Source organism: Caballeronia sp. INDeC2 (genome assembly GCF_023631325.1).
In the GTDB taxonomy this organism is placed as follows: Bacteria; Pseudomonadota; Gammaproteobacteria; order Burkholderiales; family Burkholderiaceae; genus Caballeronia.
Genome location: NZ_JALQDG010000003.1, coordinates 963,780 through 982,231 on the forward strand (window position 1 = coordinate 963,780; position 18,452 = coordinate 982,231).

Consider the following 18,452-nt stretch of genomic DNA (forward strand, 5'->3'; position numbering starts at 1 on the left):
GTATCGCGTGACGCCGGCAGGGCGCATCAACATGAACGTGGAGGTCGATATGGCATCGTCGAATGAAGGCGATCTGCGCGCATTCGTGCAGACCGCGGAACAAGCGGGCGGCTTTGTGTGGGTGCTGACGCTCGTCGATTTTTCGGCGCGCGAAGTCAAGCGCACCCTTGTCTCCGAAGAAAACTTCGCTACCGCCGACGCGGCCCGCGACGCCGGCAACGATCGCCTGAAAGGAATGTCGAACGACCGCTGACGAAGCGTCACACGCGCGGCGCGCGACGGATTCACTTCGTCGCGATCACCATCGAATCCGGTCCCACCAGAGGCTCGACGCGCGCCGCTGAAATCCCGCTTCCTTCATCCACGCTCGGCATTTGCGCGCCGGTGTAGTCAAGCCGCGAAGCGTCTCGACAGCACGTCGGGCTCATCAGAAGCCGAGCGCGTTCTGACGCCGTTCGTCGTCGATGAGGGCTGCCGCCCGGCTGCAGCGCCGCATGACCACTTCACATCTTCTGCGGCAGATTCCAGTCGTGCAGGACTTCGAGAAATCGCCCGCATGAAAGCGCAGCCGCTCCTGCAGTACGTTCGCCGCGATGTAATCGTCGAAGATCGGCCTGACCCCGGCAAGGCGGAGCCGCTTCCCGTCAGAAGATTTGCGGGCCGCATCACGCACAGAAAACTCGTTCGACGATATCGAACATGTGCGCCAACCATGTCGTACGGCAGCGCGCGAAGTCCCGCCCATAATGACTTCACACTGATCAACGTTCACAAGGAGAACGTCATGAATCGCTTCGAAGGCAAGACAGTTCTGGTCACCGGCGGCAACAGCGGTATCGGTCTCGCGGCAGCGCAGGCATTTGCGGCGGAAGGCGCGCGCGTCATCATCACGGGCCGTGACGAAAGCTCGCTCGCCACGGCGCGCGAATCGCTGGGCGCGAACGCGATCGCCATTCGCAACGTGGCCGGCACGGTCGGCGCCGCGCGTGAGCTCGCGCAATCGCTCGTCGATGCAAACATCCGGCTGGATGCGATCTTCGTCAACGCGGGCGTCGGCACGTTCGCGCCGTTCACCGACATCGACGAAAAGGCGTGGGACGAAACCTTCGCGATCAACGTGAAAGGGCCGTATTTCCAGATCCAGTCGCTGGTGCCGCTCTTGAACGAAGGCGCGTCGATCGTACTGAACGGTTCCATCAACGCGCATATCGGCATGCCGATGTCGTCGGTGTACGCGGCGAGCAAGGCGGCGCTCGTGTCGTTCGCGAAGACGCTGTCGGCGGAATTGCTGCCGCGCGGCGCGCGCGTGAACGTGGTGAGCCCCGGCCCGGTCTCGACGCCGCTGCACGGCAAGCTCGGCCTCGTCGACGAAGCCGCCGCCCAGCTTCAGAGCCAGATTCCGCTCGGGCGCTTCGGCAAGTCGAGCGAAGTGGCGGCGACGGTGCTGCATCTGGCATCGGCGGAATCGGGCTTCATCGTCGGCACGGAGATCGTGATCGACGGCGGCATGAGCCAGCTTTGAGCCGGCTTTGAGTCAAGCGCGCGGACCGCACGCGCGGTCCGTGCACCGTGAGGCATCCATCATGAGCGACATCACTTCTTTCGTCGTGCATCTGCCGGGCAAGCCGGAGCATCGCGAGGAACTCGAAACGCGTCTTCTCGACGTGCTGGAACGCATGTCCGAAGAGCCGGATTTCATCAACACGTATCTGCATCGCGCGGCCGACGATCCGGACACGCTCGTGCTGTATGAAACGTGGGCGTGCTCGGCCGAGCATTTCCGTGCGCAGCATCTGGGGCGGCCTTATCGGCAGGCATACGAGGCCGTTCTGCCGCAATTGCTCGCGCGCGAGCGGACGATCGAATTTCTCACGCCGCTGCGGGCCTACGAACGGAGCGCGCTCAGCGCATCGACGGCTGCAACTCGCCCCAGCTGACGAGAATCTGCTGGATGCTGCGCGCGTAGGCATCGCGATGTTTCGGCGACTCCGAGTGATAAGCGCCGATCGCGCGCCACGTGTTGCCGTACTTCACCATCTTCTGCTTGAGGAGCCACGCGGCGACGAACACGTTGACGCATGGATCGGCGAGCGCGCGATGCGGAATGCCCTGACGCGCGAGATCGGGAAAATGGATCGAGTTGATCTGCAACTGGCCTATATCGATCGAGCCGTTGGTATTGCGGTTGATCGCGGCGGCATCGCCCTTCGATTCGCGCCAGGCGACCGCGCGCAGCACGAGGGGATTCACGCCCTGATAGGCGCCGGCCTGCTCGAAGCAATCGTCGGCGTGCGCGGCGCTCGTCGCAAGCGATGCGCCGAACAGCACGCAGGCGGCGAGGGCGGCATGGGTCGATCGGAACATGAAGCGTGGCTCCTTCGGGAGTGGGACGTGGCGCTCAAGGCGCGAGCGCGATGTCGATGCGATGCTCGATGTCCTTCATGTACGTGCGCGATTCGTCGGACACGACGAGACGCGGCCCCGGGCCGCTGCATTTGCAATCGACGGCGACGCGGCGCGCTTTCTTGCTCTTTCTGCTCGCGGATTTGACGGGCGGTTCGTCGTCGTCGATGGCGGCGGGCGGCAGCATCGCGAGCGTCGGCAAGGGCGGATAGACCTTCTGGACGACGGGCGAGAGCGCCGCGAGCGTTTGCACGGAAGCGGGCGCGCTCACGTCGAGCGGACCGGCGATGGCGCTCGCCGAAAGCAGCATGGCGAGGCTCGGAATCAGGATTCGGCGCATCGCTTCAGCCTCCCTGCGTCGGCTTGATCGACACGCTGTAGGGCTGTCGCGCGCCGGCGGTCAGGTTCTCCAGGCTCAGCTTGACCGTGTGCCGGGAAGGAACGCCTTTCCAGATCGCCTGATTCAGATACGGGAAGTCCTGCGTGAGCGCGGTCACGAGGATGGTCGTCGGCTGCTTCTGCGCGGCCGCGAGCGCACCGGCTTTCGCGAGGATCGCGGTGAGTTGCGGGTCGCGCGCGCCGAGCGCGTCAGCGGGAATTTCGAAGCGGATGATGTCGGCGCTCGCCGCCGGCTTGTCGCTCTGGGCCGTGCTGAGCGGCGGCATCGGCGCGCAGCCGCTCAGGGCGAACGCGACGGCGACGGCGAAAAGAAATGAGGCTGCCCCCTTCACTGGAATCTCCTGATCGAATCGTGGCGATATGCGAGATGACGGCGCGCGCGCGCGACTTGATAGCCGCGCGCAAACGTTTCGCCAAATAGCAAGACTTGACTCAGAAGACAGCGATTCGAGAAATCTGCCGGCGCGCATCGCGTCGAACGATGCCGCGATGTCGCGGATCGGTCAGATGGGCCACCATGCGCCGATGCTCGGCTCGGCATCGAGTGCGCGGAGGAAGTCGTCGGCGAAGGCGTCGGCGGCGATCTCCCGTTCGGGCGAGCCTTCGGGCAGATCGTGAGGATTCTTGAGGCCGCGCGCGTGGCGGATGGCGGCAACCGTTTCGGTCAGGGCGGCGAGCGAGTCGAGGGTGTGGGAGTTCATACGGGGGATTACGGCACGCGCGGCGAAGGCTTGAGCCCTCACGTCATAAAACCCTCACCCTTTCGTCTTCCGATGCCCCGACACCAACGCGCCCGCGTCCCTCGCGAGCCCGAACAGATCCAGCACGCCGACGAGCCCGACAAACGCGACGATCAGAAACGCGACGCTGAAATCCTCCGGCCCGATCGAATGCGCATCGTGCCCGTGCAGCCACTCGCCGAAGCGCAATGCGATCGCGCCGACCGCGACGCCTATGCCCATCGTCATCTGAAAGAGCGTGCTCGAAAGCGCCGACGCGCCGCTCATCTGCGCTTTCGGTACGTCGGCGAAGCTCAGCGTATTGAGCGCCGTGAACTGGAGCGAGCGCGACAGGCCGCTCGCGAACAGCACGACGACGATCACGAGCGTGGGCGTCGCCGGCGTGAGCAGGCTCATCGCGGCAAGCGAGAGCGCCGCAATCACGCCATTGACGATCAGCACCGGCCGAAAGCCGAACTGGCGCATCACGGGCGTCGTGACGAGCTTCATCGACAGATTGCCCGCGAACACGGCGAGCGTGAGCAGGCCCGAATCGAACGCGTTCATGCCGAAGCCGACCTGGAACATCAGCGGCAATAAAAAAGGCGCCGCGCTGATCGCGATGCGAAAGAGTGATCCGCCGCCCATCGCCACGGCAAAGGTCTTTACCTTCAGCGCCGACAGATCGACGACCGGCTGCGCCGCGCGCCGCAGATGCCACCACGACACGATGCCCGCCGCCACGCCCACCGCGATGAGCACGCCGATGAAGGTCCAGTCGGCGTCGCTGCGGCCGACCAGCTCCATTGCGTAGAGCAGCGTCGTGCACGCGATCCCGCAAAGCGCGAAGCCCGGCAGATCGAAGCGCCGCGTCGCGTACTCGCGCTCGTTGCCGATGAAGCGCAGCGTCAGCAGCAAGCCGATCAGACCGAGCGGCACGTTCAGATAGAAGATCCAGCGCCACGACGAATACGTCGTGATGAAGCCGCCGAGCGGCGGGCCGATCACCGGGGCGACGAGCCCGGGCCACGTGATGATCGCGATGGCGCGCATCAGGCCTTCCTTGGGCGTCGCGCGCAGCACGGCGAGCCGGCCGACGGGCACCATCATCGCGCCGCCGATCCCCTGCAGCACCCGCGCCGCGGCGAACGCGGGCAGCGTCGACGTGGTCGCGCACAGCACGGACGCGGCGGTGAACACGGCGATCGCGCTCGCGAACACGGTGCGCAAGCCGAAGCGGTCGGCGGCCCAGCCGGAAATCGGGATGAACACGGCGAGCGTGAGCAGATAAGCCGTGATGCCGAGACTCATGTCGGCGGGATGCACGTCGAACGAGCGCGCCATCTGCGGCAAAGCCGTTGCGATGATCGTGCCGTCGAGGTTCTCCATGAAGAAAGTCGCCGCGACGAGCGTGACGATGAGCGACGAGCCTTTTTTCTCGCGATCGCTGGCGGACGGCATCGGTCGGGCGCTCCTGCATGACTCGTTGGAAGCTTGCCATTCTAGCCGCGAGAGCAGAGCTTTCGCGCCTATGGTAGTTTTTGCGATTGTCGGAAAACCAGCCCAGCAGCATTTCCGACAATGCGCCGACAGCGCGCAAACACAACGCCAACAAGAGGAATCAGCAATGAAGTTTCGGAAACTGGGTGATTCGGGTCTCGACGTCAGCCTGATCGGGCTCGGCACCATGACCTGGGGCGAGCAGAACACCGAAAGCGAGGCGCACGAGCAGATCGACTACGCGCTGGCCCAGGGCGTGAACCTGATCGATGCGGCCGAGATGTATCCGGTGCCGCCGCGCGCCGAAACGCAGGGCCGCACCGAGGAATACATCGGCACGTGGCTCGCCAGGAACCCCGCGAAGCGCGGCGACATCGTGCTCGCGACGAAGATCGCCGGGCCCGCGCGCCAGCCGCACAATCCTCGGCACATCCGCGGAGCGGGCAACCAGTTCGATCGCAAGAACCTGAACGAAGCCATCGACGCCAGTCTGAAGCGTCTGCAAACGGATTACGTCGACCTGTACCAGTTGCACTGGCCCGATCGCAGCACGATGACCTTCGGCCGCCCCGCATATCCGTACATCGACGATGAATACACGGTGCCTATCGAGGAAACGCTCGCGGCGCTCGCCGATCTCGTGAAGGCGGGGAAGATCCGTCATGTCGGCGTGTCGAACGAAACGCCGTGGGGCGTCGCGCAATTCCTGCGCGCGGCCGAAAAGGCGGGCCTGCCGAAGATCGTCAGCATTCAGAATCCGTACAGCCTCGTGAACCGCACGTATGAGCTCGGCCTGTCCGAATTCACGCACAAGGAAGGCGTCGGGCTGCTCGCGTATTCGCCGCTCGCGTTCGGCTGGCTGTCGGGCAAGTATGAAGGCGGGGCGCGTCCGGTCGGCGCGCGCATCACCTTGTTCGAGCGCTTTCAGCGCTATAGCAAGCCGCAGGCGCTCGCCGCCATCACGTCGTATGTCGAACTGGCGAAGCGCCATGGCCTCACGCCGACGCAGCTCGCGCTCGCGTTCGTCAACACGCGGCCGTTCACGACGAGCACGCTGATCGGCGCGACGTCGATGCCGCAGTTGAAGGAGAACATAGAGAGCGTGAACGTCGAACTGTCGGAGGAAATTCTGGCCCAAATCGAAGCGCTGCACGAACGCCAGCCGAATCCGGCGCCGTAAATTTCCCTGTCCGGTCAGGGATTTGTAGAAGAATCGGATGCGCCGGCCGCGAATGTGTCAGCATTCACGTTCGTATCAACGTTCGTCAGGCAGGCGTGCAGTGCCTGCATCCTTTTCGTAATACCGCCGTGCGTCGAAGCGCTTCACTGTTCGATGCACGGCGCACCCCTCGCAATGTTCGCCGTGCGGTGCCGGCTGCAAGGCACTACACTTGCTCGATGGTCCTGGTTGCCCGCTGCGGCGCCGTTCGCCACAGCGCGCTCTTCGCAAAGGAGTCGTCGCTCATGTCTCAAGCAACACCTCAGGCCAAAGATCTCGATCGCCTCACGATCGACACCATCCGCACCCTGTCGATGGACGCCGTGCAGAAGGCCAACTCCGGCCACCCCGGCACGCCGATGGCCCTCGCGCCCGTCGCGTTCCATCTCTGGCAGAACCATCTCCGTTACGATCCCGACGCGCCGCTGTGGCCCAATCGCGACCGCTTCGTGCTATCGGTCGGCCATGCGTCGATGCTGCTTTACTCGCTGCTGCATTTGGCGGGCGTGAAGGAATTCGACCAGAACGGCAAGCCGACGGGCAAGCCCGCGGTGTCGATCGAGGACATAGAGCACTTCCGTCAGCTCGACAGCAAGACGCCGGGTCATCCGGAATACCGCATGACGACCGGCGTCGAGACGACGACCGGGCCGCTCGGGCAGGGTCTCGGCAACAGCGTCGGCATGGCGATGGCCGCGCGCTGGAAGGAAGCCTACTTCAACAACGGCAACGACAAGATCTTCGATTACCGCGTCTACGCGCTGTGCGGCGACGGCGACATGATGGAAGGCGTGTCGCACGAAGCCGCGTCGCTCGCGGGGCATCTGCGGCTTTCGAACCTCATCTGGATTTACGACAGCAACCGCATCACCATCGAAGGCCATACGGATCTCGCCTATAGCGACGATGTCGAAGCGCGCTTTCACGGCTACAACTGGCACACGCTGCACGTCGACGATGCCAACGACGCGCAGGCGCTCGAAGACGCCATAAACAAGGCGAAGTCGCACACGGACAAGCCGACGCTGATCGTCGTGAAGAGCATCATCGGATGGGGCGCGCCGAACAAGCAGGACACGGCGAGCGCGCACGGCGAGGCGCTTGGCGAGGAAGAGGTCAAGCTCGCGAAGAAGTTCTACGGCTGGCCGGAAGACAAACAGTTCTATGTGCCCGATGGCGTGATGCAACACTTCGCCGACGGCATGGGCGCGCGCGGCAAGAAGCTGCATGCCGAATGGAAGGAGCGCTTCGACGCCTACGAGAAGGCCAATCCGGAACTCGCGAAGGAAGCGTGGCTGATGCTCGAATCGAAGCTTCCAGAGAACTGGGACGCCGACATTCCGACCTTCGAGCCTGACGAAAAAGGCATCGCCACGCGCGATTCATCGGGCAAGGTGCTGAACGCCATCGCGCCGCGCATTCCATGGCTGATCGGCGGCGCGGCCGATCTGTCGCCATCGACGAAGACGAATCTCAAGTTCGAGGGCGCGGGCAGCTTCGAGCACGACAGCTACGGCGGACGCAATCTGCACTTCGGCATCCGCGAGCATGGCATGGGCGCGGTCTGCAACGGCCTGGCGCTCTCCGGACTGCGTCCGTATGGATCGACGTTCCTGATCTTCAGCGACTACATGAAGCCGCCGATCCGGCTCTCTGCGATCATGGAAGTGCCGGTGATCTACGTGTTCACGCACGATTCGATCGGCGTCGGCGAGGATGGTCCGACGCACCAGCCGATCGAGCAACTGGCTTCCCTGCGCGGCGTGCCGGGTCTCTGCACGCTGCGTCCCGCCGATGCGAACGAGGTGAGCGAAGTGTGGCGCGTCGCGCTGACGCATTCGAAGGAGCCGTCGTGCATCGTGCTCACGCGCCAGGCGCTGCCGACCTTCGATCGCAAGAAGTACGCATCGGCCGATGGCGTGAAGCATGGCGCCTATGTGCTCGCCGGCGCTGACGGCGACAAGAAGCCCGAAGTTCTGCTGCTCGCGACGGGCAGCGAAGTGTCGCTGTGCGTCGAGGCCTACGAGAAGCTGAAGGCCGAGGGCGTCGCGGCGCGCGTCGTGTCGATGCCGTCGTGGGACATCTTCGAGAAGCAGGATCAGGCGTACAAGGACTCGGTGCTGCCGCCGGACGTGAATGCGCGCGTGTGCGTCGAACAGGCCGCGACGCTCGGCTGGGATCGCTATGTCGGCCGCCTGGGAACGCAGATCGTGATGCACACGTTCGGCGCATCGGCGCCATTGAAGGCGCTGAAGACGAAATTCGGCTTCACGCCGGAAGCGGTCTACGAAGCGGCGAAGAAGCAGATCGAACGCGTGAAATCCAACGGCAAGGAGTGAATCAACATGCAGATCGGCATCGTGGGACTGGGGCGCATGGGCGGCAACATCGGGCGGCGGCTGATGCGCGGCGGACATACATGCGTCGCGTACGATCACAATCCGCAAGCGACCGAAGCGCTCGCGAGCGACGGCGCGACGGGCGCGAAGGATCTGGGCGATCTCGTCGCGAAGCTGGCCGCGCCGCGTGTCGTCTGGCTGATGCTGCCCGCGGGGAAGATCACCGAAGACACGCTCAACGATCTGCGCAAGATCCTCGGCGCGGACGACGTGATCATCGACGGCGGCAACAGCTTCTACAAGGACGATATCCGCCGCGCCGCGCAGTTGCGCGAGCAGGGCATCCATTACGTCGATGTCGGCACGTCGGGCGGCATCTGGGGACTGGAGCGCGGCTACTGCATGATGATCGGCGGCGACGAAGCGGTCGTGCGCCGCATCGATCCGATTCTCGCGACGCTCGCGCCCGGACGCGGCGACATTCCCGAAACGCCCGGCCGCGAAGGGCGCGATCCGCGCGTCGAGAACGGCTACATGCATTGCGGGCCGGTCGGCTCGGGGCACTTCGTGAAGATGGTGCACAACGGCATCGAGTACGGTCTGATGCAGGCGTATGCGGAGGGCTTTCACATCCTGAGGCACAAGGAGTCGAAGGATCTCGCGGAAGGCGAGCGCTATACGCTCGATCTCGCGGATATCGCCGAAGTGTGGCGGCGCGGCAGCGTGGTGTCGTCATGGCTGCTCGACCTGACCGCGGGCGCGCTCGCCACCGACGGCACGCTCGAGCGCTTCTCGGCGGAAGTCGCGGACAGCGGCGAAGGGCGCTGGACGATCGAGGCGGCGATCGAGGAAGCGGTGCCCGCGCAGGTGCTGTCGGCGGCGCTGTACACGCGCTTCCGCTCGCGCGATGCCGAATCGTTCCCCGAACGCATGCTCTCCGCGATGCGCTTCGGCTTCGGCGGGCACCACGAGTTTCCCGCGAAGTAGCTTTTTTTCTTCGACGATACGGACACGGCGATGGACTAGCGGTCCAACGCCGTTTTTCATTTCATCATGCGTCGACGGAAAAGCCACGCGCACATAAAGAACGGCACGACCGCATACGCGATCAGCACGAGCACATGGAGCGCGGCGCCGTCGAACGGGCGGCCGAGCATCGCCGGGCGGATCAGTTCGACCGCGTGAAAGAGCGGCAGAACCTGCGTGACGTGCTGCGCGATCGCGGGCAGTTGCGCGATCGGAAAGAACACGCCGGAGAGCAGCAGCATCGGCGTGAGCGCGAGCGTCTGATAGAACATGAAGAAGTCGTAGCTCGGCGCGAGCGCGGTGATGACCATCGCCGTGCTGGCGAACGCGAGTCCCGTCAGCGCGATGACGGGCAGCGCGATCAGCATCGACGGAAAGCTCGCATAGCCGAGTGCACCCGCGACGATCATGATCGCCACGCCCGACAAGACCGACTTGCTCGCGGCCCATACGACCTCGCCGAGCACGATGTCGCCGAGCGTGAGCGGCGTATGCATGATCGCTTCCCACGTGCGCTGGACGTGCATGCGCGAGAAGCCCGAGTACATCGCCTCGAAGCTCGCGGACATCATCACGCTCGACGCCGCCGTGCCCGCCGCGAGAAACGCGATGTACGACACGCCGTCGACATGCCCGACCATCAGCCCGAGACCGAGCCCCAGGCCGAAGAGATAGATCATCGGATCGGCGAGATTGCCGATCATCGAGGCGATCGCGAGCTTCTTCCAGACGAGATAGTTGCGCCGCCAGACCGACATCCAGTGCGTTGCGTTGGCGGGCAGCGCGCTGGATAGCGGCGTGAATTTTTCCGCGTGCTTCGGCTCGCGTTTTCTTCCGATGCGGGATGGTTCGAGCGTATCCATTGTTTCAATCCACCATCTCGCGTCCCGTGAGACGCAGGAAAACATCTTCGAGATTCGCCGGACGATGCAGATAGCGCACGTCCACGCGGCCTTTCACGCGCGCGTGCACGGTCTGCGGATCGTCGACGTAGCAAAAGAGCGTTTCGCCGCTCACTTCCATGCGCGCGACCAACGGTTCGAGTTCCGCCGCGAGCGCTTGCGGATCGGGTCCGTAGATCTCGATCACATCCGAGCCGATCACCGATTCGATGAGCTCGTGCGGCCGTCCCTCGGCGATCTTGCGGCCTTCCTCGATCACGCAGACGCGGTCGCACAGACGCTCGGCTTCTTCCATGAAATGCGTCGTCAGAAGGATCGTCTTGCCGCGCGCGAGGAGCGAGCGCAGCCGCTCCCAGATCAGATGCCGCGCTTGCGGATCGAGCCCGGTGGTGGGTTCGTCCATCACGAGGACATCGGGATCGTTGACGAGCGCGCGCGCGAGCGTGAGACGACGCTTCATGCCGCCCGACAATTCACCGACGCGCGCATCGGCCTTGTTCTCCAGACGCGCGAATTCCAGCAGCGAAGGCACGAGCGCATCCATGCGGGCGCCGGTCAGACCGAAGTAGCGGCCGAAGACGGTCAGGTTTTCGCGCACCGTGAAATCGGGATCGAGATTGTCGAATTGCGGTACGACGCCCACGCGTTCGCGCGCGAAACGGGCGCGCGCGGGCACCGGCTCGCCGACGAGGCGGATCGCGCCGCTATCGGGCGAGGTGATGCCGAGCAGCATCTTGAGCGTCGTCGTCTTGCCCGCGCCGTTCGGGCCGAGCAGTCCGAAGCATTCGCCGGGACGCACATCGAACGACAGACCATCGACGACGGTGCGCTCACCGTAGTGCTTCCTTACTACGCTGAACTCGATGGCGGGCGCGCCGCTTTCGTCGGACTCGCGTGATGTTTGATCAGTCATGCATTCCTGCCGCAGGGAAAATCGCGTGTGGAAATCCAGCGGGCTAGTGTAATCCATTGCACCAAGGCGATGCCTGGCGTGCAACCGTGTGCGGCGAGGGCGTGTCAAACGTGTGCGGCGAGCGTCGAACCGGTTCCGGCCGAAAGTGCCAGAGGCTTGTCCGTCGGCGTGTTCGGAGTTCTGGCACGGTGCGAGCTAGCATGTTCGGGTCGGTAAGCGTTTTCCAGCGTTGCCACCCATGTGGCGACACACGATGATGAAGCAACGCCGCGGGTAAATCGCGCTTCGGTCGCATCGGGCGGGCGCGAAGGGCAAGTTGGCCAGGGAGGTCATGATGGAAAGCTACCGAAAAATTCTGCTCTGCTATGACGGCTCCAGAGAGGGTCGCAAGGCATTGCGGCAAGGCGCGAATCTCGCGCTGGATCTGAATGCGGAAACGCACGTCCTCGCGGTGGTCGACATGCGATCGAGCATCGCGCAGAGCGCTGGACTGCTAACCGATATGGCCTGCGGACGCTTCGAAGAGGCCGCGCGCGACATTCTGCAGGAAGGTGTCGACTGGCTGCGCGAACGGGGACTTCCGGCGCAGGGCCATTTCGCGTTCGGGCATCCGATCGACGAGATCGCGGCGCTCGCGGAAAGCCTTCAGGTCGATCTCGTCGTGGTCGGGCATCGCTGCCGCAACGGGCTCGCGCGCTGGTGGATGGGCGCGGGCAACACGCCGTTGCTCGACCGCGTGAAGTGCAGCATTCTCGTTGCCGTCTGTCAGGCCGGGGAGTCGGCGGAGGCCGAAGACGAGGCAGCCTACGCGGCGAAACCGGTCAAGGCCGAAGCCGGCGCTTGATTTGTCATCCGTTGAGATCGACCGCGACGAGCTTCCATGACACGAGGCCGTAGCGATGGAAGATCGCCGAGTATTGCGCGTCTCCCGCGCCGTGCCGATACGTGACGACGAACGTGTTCAGGCTTCGATAACCGGCCGTGGTCTGGGGCGGTTCCTTCGGTGCCGGCTGCGCGGTCGTGACGCCGGAGGCCGGCGCGTTCGAAGGCGCAGCCGGCGAGCCGCTGCCGGCCTGCGGCGGTTGCTCGCCCGGATCTCCACGCGGCGGAATGCCGTTGAGAATGGCCGCGACGCCGTCCGGGGTCGCATACGAATCCACCAGAGGACCGACGAGCGCCGCACCGATCATCGCCCCGATGATCGCGAGCGGATTGCCGCTCTTCTGAATGTCGACGCGGCGCGTGAGCAGCGCGCCGACCTGTTCCTTGAGGCTCGCGCGCAGCGCGGGAAAATCGACGTACTGATTGACGGTCTGAGCGTCGCGCGCATCGGCTGCGCGTTTCACGCGGTTCAGCGCGATGTAAGGTGACGCGTAGATAAAAGCGAGCGCCGCGACGAGAATCAGGACGACGAGCGCGGTAGCGACGGAGCGGGTCGTGCGGGACATGCGATGGCAAAGCCTCTTTCAAAACGTGAATCCCGGATTGACCACGCAGGCGCGCGATAAATCCCGCGAATTCACGTTCGTGCGAGTCCGCCTCGATTCAGGCGAGGATTCCGCCCGCAAGCCCCGCGTTTTCCTCGGCGATGCAACGGTCGATCATGCGCGACACTTCGTCGATCTTGCCGACCAGAATCACGCGCGACTGCCCGCGATAGACCCGCACCGGCGCGCGCTGCTCCGGCTCCGCATGCACCGTGCTGCTCAGCGACACACGTGCGAAAGCCGGTTGCCGCGACGGCAGCGCGGGCATTTCGTCGAAGAGATCGAGCGTGGGTTCGGCGCGCTGAACGCCGCACGTGATCAACGAGCGCAGATGGCGCAGGCGGCCGAATTGACGGAAGGGCAGCAGACGGGCAAAACGTTCCATGATGACTCTCCAGACGATAGGACGCACCGCGGCGCACCGCGCACGGCGGCCGTCATGCTTGTTTATGTTGAACCGCCTCGACTGAGCGTTAAAGCGGTTGGTGAGGCAATCTTGCGATGTCAATGAGACATTTGTTGTCCCGTTGCAAAAGTCTGCGGACAATTTTCCTTCGACTTTCGCTTCCCGCCCATGTCGAGCGCAGACCTCAGAACTCGCCCGACCGGATCAACCCGACCGCGATGCCTTCCAGCGCGAAATCGCTGCTCCCGGAGCGCACGAAAATGTTCTCGTAGTCCGGATTTTCGGCGATCAGCTCGACGCCGTCCGAACGGCGTTTCCAGCGTTTGACCGTGACATCGTCGCCAAGACGCGCCACCACGATCTGTCCGTCTTTCGCTTCAGTGCGCTTCTGCACGGCGAGCAGGTCGCCGTCGAGAATGCCGGCGTCGCGCATAGACAGGCCGCGCACTTTCAGCAGATAGTCCGGCTTGCTCGAAAAGAGCGCGGGATCGCAGGCGTAAGTTTGCGAGATGTGCTCCTGCGCGAGGATCGGACTACCTGCTGCGACGCGCCCGACGAGCGGCAGCGACAGTTGCATGATGCTCTGATGCGGAAGCGTGAATTGATGCGGCATCTCCTCCGAACGATCGATGCGCGAGGCATCGCCGAGCAGCCGGATGCCGCGCGACGAGCCCGCCGCCAGTTCGATCACGCCCTTGCGCGCCAGCGCCCGCAAATGCTCCTCGGCCGAATTCGCCGAGCTGAAGCCGAGCTCGGCCGCGATCTCGGCGCGCGTCGGCGGAAAGCCCGTGCGGTCGATCGCGCGCTGGATCAGTTCGAACACCTGTTGCTGGCGCGCGGTAAGCTTCGATGTCTTTGTCACTGGCTGAGGCCCTTGGTGCACTGTATGGATGGACAGGTGACTGTATTTTTATACAGTATTTCGCACTTTTCAAGCGTTACTTTAACTTCATCCCTGCCACGGCACCGCACGCTCGTTTCGTGACGACTATCGCTTTTTCCATACAGGAATATCGTTCTTAGCAGTTTTACGTATAAAAAAGTGACTAACGATTATTTTCAATCATATAGGCGCCTCGATAGACTGATTCCGTCAATTCGATAAGACGGAGAACGGGGAATGCAAAGCATCAGACTGGGATTGGGCAAAGGCGCGCGGCGCCTGCTCGCGGCGGCGGCGCTGACGGCGGCGGGCGTCGGGATGGCCGCGTCGGCGTACGCGCAGACGTCGTTTCTGAACGTCTCCTACGATCCGACCCGGGAGCTGTATCAGGACTTCAATCAGGCGTTCGCGAAGAAATGGAAGGCCGATACGGGCGAAACGGTGACCTTCAAGCAGTCGCACGGCGGCTCGGGCGGACAGGCGCGCGCGGTGCTCGACGGTCTGCAGGCCGATGTCGTCACGCTCGCGCTCGCCTACGACATCGATGCGCTGGCTTCCAAGGGACTCGTCAACGCCGACTGGCAGAAGCGCCTGCCGGACAACGCGTCGCCGTACACATCGACGATCGTGTTTCTCGTGCGCAAGGGCAATCCTAAGCACATCAGGGACTGGGACGATCTGGCCAAACCCGGCGTGTCGATCGTCACGCCGAATCCGAAGACCTCGGGCGGCGCGCGCTGGAACTATCTCGCGGCGTGGGCGTATGCGCAGCACAAGCCGGGCGGCAACGATCAGACCGCCAAGGATTTCGTGACGAAACTCTACAAGAATGCCGGCGTGCTCGATTCCGGCGCGCGCGGCGCCACGACGAGCTTCGTGCAGCGCGGCCAGGGCGACGTGCTGATCGCGTGGGAAAACGAGGCGTTCCTCTCGGTGAAGGAATTCGGCACGGACAAGTTCGAGATCGTGGTGCCGTCGGTGAGCATTCTTGCGGAGCCGCCGGTCGCGGTGGTCGACAAGGTCGTCGAGAAGCACGGCACGCGCAAGCTCGCCGACGCGTATCTCAAGTACCTGTATAGCGACGAAGGACAACAGATCGCCGCGCGCAACTTCTATCGGCCGCGCTCGGACAAGGTGCCCGCCGAACTCACGAAGCAGTTTCCGAAGCTGAAGCTCTACACCATCGACGACACGTTCGGCGGCTGGACCAAGGCGCAGAAGACGCATTTCGCCGACGGCGGCGTGTTCGATTCGATCTATCAGCCGCAGTAACAGAAGATGCGGGCGACGCGGCGCACCCATGACGCCGCGCGCCCGAAGCAGCGACGCGCGCCCGACCCCGGCGCGCAAAAAAGGATCAATCAAGGATGACGACCCTCACATTCAAGAAGCCGAGCGCGCTTCCCGGGTTCGGCTTGACGCTCGGCATCACGGTGGCGTACCTGAGCCTCGTGGTGCTGATTCCGCTCGCCGCGACCTTCGCGAAGACCGCGACGCTCGACTGGGCGCAGTTCGTACGCGCGGTGACCTCGCCGCGCGTGCTCGCGTCGTATCGGCTCACGTTCAGCGCGGCGCTCGGCGGCGCGCTCATCAACGCGGTGTTCGGCTTTCTCGTCGCCTGGGTGCTCGTGCGCTACACGTTTCCGTTCAAGCGCATCGTCGATGCGATCGTCGATTTGCCGTTCGCGCTGCCGACTTCCGTCGCGGGCATCTCGCTCGCCGCGGTCTATGCAGGCAACGGCTGGATCGGGCAATATCTCGCGCCGCTCGGCATCAAGGTCGCGTTCACGCCCCTGGGTGTGCTTGTCGCGCTGACGTTCATCGGCTTGCCGTTCGTCGTGCGCACGGTGCAGCCGGTGCTCGAAGAGTTCGAGCGCGAGCAGGAAGAGGCCGCCGCATGCCTCGGCGCGACGCGCTGGCTGACGTTTCGCCGCGTCGTGCTGCCTTCCGTTTTTTCCGCGCTCCTGACCGGCTTCGCGCTCGCGTTCGCGCGTGCGCTCGGCGAGTACGGCTCGGTGATTTTCATCGCGGGCAATGTGCCGATGAAGTCGGAGATCACGTCGCTGCTCATCATCACGAAGCTCGAACAGTACGACTATGCCGGCGCGACGGCGCTTGCCGTCGTGATGCTGTGCGTGTCGTTCCTGATGCTGTTGCTCATCAATACGCTGCAATGGTTCCTGCAACGGCGCACGAGCAGGACGGGCGCGCCGCCCGCCGTCGCGGCCGGCCCTTCGCTGCATGTCGGACATCAGGGCGGGGGGCACGCATGAGCACGCCCGATAGCAAGGCGCTGCCGGTACACGCCGCCGCGCGCGTGCGCAAGCACAGCCTGAATCCCGTCACCGAGCCGCGCGCCGTGCGCTGGCTGCTGACGGGCATCGCGCTCGTGTTTCTCGCGCTCTTTCTCGTCGTGCCGCTCGTCGCGGTGTTCGTGCAGGCGTTCGCGAAGGGCATCGACTATTACTTCGAGTCGCTGAAAGATCCCGATGCGTGGTCCGCGATCAAGCTCACGCTGATCACCGCCGCGATCGCCGTTCCGCTCAATGTCGTGTTCGGACTGGCGGCGTCGTGGGCGATCGCGAAGTTCGAGTTTCGCGGCAAGGCACTCTTGACCACGCTCATCGATCTGCCGTTCTCGGTGTCGCCGGTAATTTCCGGCTTGATCTACGTACTGATTTTCGGCGCGCAAGGCTGGTTCGGCCCGTGGCTCGCCGCGCATGACGTGCAGATCATCTTCGCGGTGCCGGGGATCGTGCTCGCGACGATCTTCGTGACGTTTCCGTTCGTCGCCCGCGAGCTGATTCCGCTGATGCAGGCGCAGGGCAACGACGAAGAGGAAGCGGCCCACGTCCTCGGCGCATCGGGCTGGCAGATCTTCAGGCGCGTGACGCTGCCCAACGTGAAGTGGGGCCTGCTCTACGGCGTGATTCTTTGCAACGCGCGCGCGATGGGCGAGTTCGGCGCGGTATCGGTGGTGTCGGGCCACATCCGCGGTCAGACCGACACGATGCCGCTGCACGTCGAAATTCTCTACAACGAATACAACTTCTCGGCCGCGTTCGCGGTGGCGTCGCTGCTTGCGCTGCTTGCGCTCGTGACGCTCGCGCTCAAGCTCCTCGCGGAGCGGCGCATGTCGCAAGCCGTCAGCGAAGCACGGACACCCGCACAGCATTGAAGAGGCCGACAACATCATGAGCATCATCGTTCGCAATCTGCAAAAACGCTTCGGCGATTTCACCGCGCTCGACAACGTCACGCTCGATTTTCCGGCGGGCGAACTCGTCGCGCTGCTCGGGCCTTCGGGCTGCGGCAAGACCACGCTCCTGCGCGTCATCGCCGGCCTCGAATTCGCCGATGCGGGGCAAGTCGTGCTGCATGGCGAGGACGTCGCGGCAGTCGGCGCGCGTGAGCGGGAAGTCGGCTTCGTGTTCCAGCATTACGCGCTCTTCAGGCACATGACGGTGTTCGAGAACGTCGCGTTCGGCCTGCGCGTGAAGCCCCGCCGCGAGCGTCCGAGCGAAGCCACGATCCGCGAGAAAGTGCATGAACTGCTGAAGCTCGTGCAACTCGACTGGCTTGCCGAACGTTTTCCTTCCGAGCTGTCGGGCGGGCAGCGACAGCGCATCGCGCTTGCACGCGCGCTTGCCGTCGAACCGAAAGTGCTGTTGCTCGACGAGCCGTTCGGTGCGCTCGACGCCAAAGTGCGCAAGGAACTGCGCAGCTGGTTGCGCCGCCTGCACGACGACCTGCATATCTCGACGCTCTTCGTCACGCACGACCAGGAAGAGGCGCTCGAAGTGGCGGACCGCATCGTCGTGATGAATCATGGGCGAGTGGAGCAGGTGGGCAGCCCGCAGGACGTGTACGATCATCCGCAGACGTCCTTCGTGTATGAGTTTCTCGGCGCGGCGAACCGGCTGCAGGGCAATGTCGATGCCAACGGCTTCGTCGCCGATGGCGCCGCGAGCCCGATCGCCGCACAGGCGCATTTCAGCGGCCGCGCGCTTGCCTATGTGCGTCCGCACGATCTCGCGCTCTATCCCGCCGATGGCGCGCATCGCGACGGCATCGTGGTCGACGTGCGGCGCGTCGTGACGCTGGGCGGCTCGGTGCGTGTCGAGCTGGAAGGCACGGGCGGCGTGATCGAGGCGGAGCTGGATCGCGAGTCATGGCGCGCGCTCGAGCTCGATATCGGCGATGGCGTGACGGCCGTGCCGCGTGCGCTGCGCGTCTTCCCCGCGCAATGACACCAT

General features: G+C 64.3%; 22 protein-coding genes. 11 read left to right on the forward strand and 11 right to left on the reverse strand.

The window, feature by feature from the left end; all coding sequences use genetic code 11:
* Nucleotides 1-49: 49 nt before the first annotated feature.
* Nucleotides 50-253 (forward strand): hypothetical protein, encoded by a 204-nt coding sequence (locus tag NCS28_RS06360; RefSeq protein ID WP_061117621.1) that lies wholly within the window; start codon nucleotides 50-52, stop codon nucleotides 251-253.
* Nucleotides 254-427: 174 nt separating this feature from the next.
* Here NCS28_RS06360 and NCS28_RS06365 read toward each other — a convergent pair whose 3' ends face one another.
* Nucleotides 428-673, reverse strand: coding sequence for a hypothetical protein (locus tag NCS28_RS06365; protein WP_250512980.1), 246 nt, complete (start codon nucleotides 671-673; stop codon nucleotides 428-430).
* Between the two features lie 111 nt (nucleotides 674-784).
* Between NCS28_RS06365 and NCS28_RS06370 the strand changes: the two genes are divergently transcribed.
* Together NCS28_RS06370 and NCS28_RS06375 are read left to right on the forward strand one after the other, a co-directional pair.
* The gene (locus NCS28_RS06370; RefSeq protein WP_250512981.1) at nucleotides 785-1,522 is read left to right on the forward strand and encodes an SDR family oxidoreductase; all 738 of its coding nucleotides are present in this window, start codon (nucleotides 785-787) and stop codon (nucleotides 1,520-1,522) included.
* Between the two features lie 61 nt (nucleotides 1,523-1,583).
* Complete coding sequence (locus NCS28_RS06375; protein WP_250512982.1) at nucleotides 1,584-1,937, forward strand: putative quinol monooxygenase; 354 nt, start codon at nucleotides 1,584-1,586, stop codon at nucleotides 1,935-1,937.
* Here the strand turns inward: NCS28_RS06375 and NCS28_RS06380 are convergent.
* The 5 genes from NCS28_RS06380 to NCS28_RS06400 form a co-directional block, all read right to left on the reverse strand.
* Nucleotides 1,903-2,364, reverse strand: coding sequence for a lytic transglycosylase domain-containing protein (locus NCS28_RS06380; protein WP_250512983.1), 462 nt, complete (start codon nucleotides 2,362-2,364; stop codon nucleotides 1,903-1,905). The two genes, NCS28_RS06375 and NCS28_RS06380, sit on opposite strands and share 35 nt — an antisense overlap.
* 34 nt (nucleotides 2,365-2,398) lie before the next feature.
* Nucleotides 2,399-2,743: a hypothetical protein gene (locus NCS28_RS06385; RefSeq protein ID WP_250512984.1), complete on the reverse strand. Its 345-nt coding sequence runs from the start codon at nucleotides 2,741-2,743 to the stop codon at nucleotides 2,399-2,401.
* Nucleotides 2,744-2,747: 4 nt separating this feature from the next.
* On the reverse strand, nucleotides 2,748-3,068 hold the full coding sequence (locus tag NCS28_RS06390) for a hypothetical protein (protein WP_284504775.1): 321 nt from the start codon (nucleotides 3,066-3,068) through the stop codon (nucleotides 2,748-2,750).
* Between the two features lie 237 nt (nucleotides 3,069-3,305).
* Entirely contained in the window at nucleotides 3,306-3,503 is a 198-nt protein-coding gene (locus NCS28_RS06395; protein ID WP_250512986.1) for a hypothetical protein, read from the reverse strand.
* A gap of 54 nt (nucleotides 3,504-3,557) precedes the next feature.
* Complete coding sequence (locus NCS28_RS06400) at nucleotides 3,558-4,982, reverse strand: MFS transporter (protein ID WP_250512987.1); 1,425 nt, start codon at nucleotides 4,980-4,982, stop codon at nucleotides 3,558-3,560.
* Nucleotides 4,983-5,148: 166 nt separating this feature from the next.
* Between NCS28_RS06400 and NCS28_RS06405 the strand changes: the two genes are divergently transcribed.
* The 3 genes from NCS28_RS06405 to gnd all read left to right on the forward strand — a co-directional run bounded on the left by NCS28_RS06405 (nucleotide 5,149) and on the right by gnd (nucleotide 9,566).
* Nucleotides 5,149-6,201, forward strand: a complete 1,053-nt coding sequence (locus NCS28_RS06405; protein ID WP_250512988.1) for an NADP(H)-dependent aldo-keto reductase — start codon at nucleotides 5,149-5,151, stop codon at nucleotides 6,199-6,201.
* Nucleotides 6,202-6,485: 284 nt separating this feature from the next.
* Complete coding sequence (gene tkt, locus NCS28_RS06410) at nucleotides 6,486-8,579, forward strand: transketolase (RefSeq protein ID WP_250512989.1); 2,094 nt, start codon at nucleotides 6,486-6,488, stop codon at nucleotides 8,577-8,579.
* Nucleotides 8,580-8,585: 6 nt separating this feature from the next.
* Complete coding sequence (gene gnd / locus NCS28_RS06415; protein ID WP_250512990.1) at nucleotides 8,586-9,566, forward strand: phosphogluconate dehydrogenase (NAD(+)-dependent, decarboxylating); 981 nt, start codon at nucleotides 8,586-8,588, stop codon at nucleotides 9,564-9,566.
* Nucleotides 9,567-9,622: 56 nt separating this feature from the next.
* On the opposite strand, the gene NCS28_RS06420 is transcribed toward gnd, so the two are convergent.
* Nucleotides 9,623-10,468, reverse strand: coding sequence for an ABC transporter permease (locus NCS28_RS06420; RefSeq protein WP_284504745.1), 846 nt, complete (start codon nucleotides 10,466-10,468; stop codon nucleotides 9,623-9,625).
* A gap of 4 nt (nucleotides 10,469-10,472) precedes the next feature.
* A complete protein-coding gene (nodI, locus tag NCS28_RS06425) occupies nucleotides 10,473-11,420 on the reverse strand; it encodes a nodulation factor ABC transporter ATP-binding protein NodI (RefSeq protein ID WP_250512991.1) in 948 nt (315 codons plus the stop codon).
* Nucleotides 11,421-11,754: 334 nt separating this feature from the next.
* Between nodI and NCS28_RS06430 the strand changes: the two genes are divergently transcribed.
* Nucleotides 11,755-12,264 carry a universal stress protein gene (locus tag NCS28_RS06430; protein ID WP_250512992.1) on the forward strand — a complete coding sequence of 170 codons (510 nt, stop codon included), beginning with the start codon at nucleotides 11,755-11,757 and terminating at the stop codon, nucleotides 12,262-12,264.
* Nucleotides 12,265-12,268: 4 nt separating this feature from the next.
* On the opposite strand, the gene NCS28_RS06435 is transcribed toward NCS28_RS06430, so the two are convergent.
* The 3 genes from NCS28_RS06435 to lexA form a co-directional block, all read right to left on the reverse strand.
* Nucleotides 12,269-12,868: a DUF2939 domain-containing protein gene (locus NCS28_RS06435; RefSeq protein ID WP_250512993.1), complete on the reverse strand. Its 600-nt coding sequence runs from the start codon at nucleotides 12,866-12,868 to the stop codon at nucleotides 12,269-12,271.
* A gap of 97 nt (nucleotides 12,869-12,965) precedes the next feature.
* A complete protein-coding gene (locus NCS28_RS06440; protein WP_250512994.1) occupies nucleotides 12,966-13,292 on the reverse strand; it encodes a hypothetical protein in 327 nt (108 codons plus the stop codon).
* A gap of 205 nt (nucleotides 13,293-13,497) precedes the next feature.
* Nucleotides 13,498-14,175, reverse strand: coding sequence for a transcriptional repressor LexA (lexA, locus tag NCS28_RS06445; protein WP_250512995.1), 678 nt, complete (start codon nucleotides 14,173-14,175; stop codon nucleotides 13,498-13,500).
* Between the two features lie 258 nt (nucleotides 14,176-14,433).
* On the opposite strand from lexA, the gene NCS28_RS06450 reads away from it, so the two are divergent.
* From NCS28_RS06450 to NCS28_RS06465, 4 genes are all read left to right on the forward strand, one after another.
* Entirely contained in the window at nucleotides 14,434-15,468 is a 1,035-nt protein-coding gene (locus NCS28_RS06450; protein WP_250512996.1) for a sulfate ABC transporter substrate-binding protein, read from the forward strand.
* A gap of 95 nt (nucleotides 15,469-15,563) precedes the next feature.
* The gene (gene cysT / locus NCS28_RS06455) at nucleotides 15,564-16,469 is read left to right on the forward strand and encodes a sulfate ABC transporter permease subunit CysT (RefSeq protein WP_250512997.1); all 906 of its coding nucleotides are present in this window, start codon (nucleotides 15,564-15,566) and stop codon (nucleotides 16,467-16,469) included.
* Nucleotides 16,466-17,374 (forward strand): sulfate ABC transporter permease subunit CysW, encoded by a 909-nt coding sequence (gene cysW, locus NCS28_RS06460; protein ID WP_250512998.1) that lies wholly within the window; start codon nucleotides 16,466-16,468, stop codon nucleotides 17,372-17,374. The genes cysT and cysW overlap by 4 nt, the downstream gene beginning before the upstream one ends.
* A 16-nt stretch (nucleotides 17,375-17,390) precedes the next feature.
* On the forward strand, nucleotides 17,391-18,446 hold the full coding sequence (locus NCS28_RS06465) for a sulfate/molybdate ABC transporter ATP-binding protein (protein WP_250512999.1): 1,056 nt from the start codon (nucleotides 17,391-17,393) through the stop codon (nucleotides 18,444-18,446).
* The last annotated feature ends 6 nt before the right edge of the window (nucleotides 18,447-18,452 follow it).